The organism is Cyanobacteriota bacterium (assembly GCA_025054735.1).
GTDB lineage: Bacteria > Cyanobacteriota > Cyanobacteriia > SKYG9 > SKYG9 > SKYG9.
Genome location: JANWZG010000672.1, coordinates 1 through 1,212, shown reverse-complemented (window position 1 = coordinate 1,212; position 1,212 = coordinate 1). Strand labels below are relative to the sequence as shown.

Here is a 1,212-nt window from a genome sequence, read left to right as displayed (position 1 = left end):
AAAACTCAATCGATAAAACTCTCTACGTAATCTGTTTTTGCACTCAGCACAGTTTTAAGTTATGAGTCGCTGTGTGAAGGGATTCTATTACCTTGTTGCATCTTGTGTGCACTTCACACGGTTCTCAGACCCGTAGTGTATCGTGAAAGTGAAGAAATGCTTAACGCGGATTAACCTGGAGAGACCCATGAATCCTTCTGTTCTGCGTCAGTTTTGGTTCCTTGTTGAAGCGACTCACACTAGCATCTTGCTGAATCTAGACGATGATAGTCTAGCCCACATGCTTGTGAGGCAATTGCGAGCAGAACGCCTACTCAACCACCAAGAAACTGACACATTGGTAGACTATATCCATAATAAACTACCGTTGATTCGCGATTTGGCTGAACAACGTTGCTAGGGCATCGGTTAGATTGCTAGGGAAAAAGGAATGCAAAGGTGCACAAGTTTGATCTTGGCGTTGCTGCTAGCGCTGGCGGGTTGTGGAAGACCAAGTGTCTCAGACATGAGTTCGCCTGAGGGCAAGACAGTACCAAAATCGGGACGATTAGCAGCCGTCTTAAATCGTAACCAACTGATTTGTGGGGTCAGCGGAGAGTTGCCAGGGTTTAGCTTTGTGGATCCAAGTGGCGAGTATCTAGGGCTAGATGTGGATGTTTGTCGGGCGATCGCAGCAGCCCTATTTAATGATCCTGATGCTGTTGAGTTTCGTAACCTAAATGCTAAAGAGCGATTCACCGCCCTACAAACCGGAGAAATTGATGTCCTAAGCCGAAATACTACCTGGACAGTTAATCGAGATACAGCAGTACGGTTAGATTTTGCGCCAGTTGTCTTCTATGACGGACAAGGCATGATGGTTCGTAAAGATAGCGGCATCAAAACCCTCGAAGCATTGAAAGGTAAGGCTATTTGCACTCAAATTGGTACCACTAACGAGCAGAATCTAGCTGATCAGATGCGCAAGCGTAACTTAGACTATACGCCCGTTACCTATGAAGATGTCAATGCAGCCTACACAGCATACCTAGAAGGACGCTGTGCAGGAATTACATCCGATCGGTCTCAACTAGTCTCTCGACGCAGTGCTTTCCCCAACCCTGCCGATCATGTGATTTTAGATGGTCTACTGTCTAAAGAGCCGCTAGCTCCAGCCGTAGCAACAGGAGACACAGAATGGTACGAAGTCGTCAAATGGTCAGTGTATGCCCT

Annotated in this window: 2 protein-coding genes; both read left to right on the top strand. The window is 46.7% G+C overall.

All coding sequences use genetic code 11. The features are described from left to right. Positions 1–187: 187 nt before the first annotated feature. A complete protein-coding gene (locus NZ772_19280) occupies positions 188–400 on the top strand; it encodes a hypothetical protein (protein ID MCS6815700.1) in 213 nt (70 codons plus the stop codon). Positions 401–505: 105 nt separating this feature from the next. Next, positions 506–1,212 (top strand): amino acid ABC transporter substrate-binding protein (locus tag NZ772_19275; GenBank protein ID MCS6815699.1); only part of this gene is annotated, 707 nt, incomplete at its 3' end.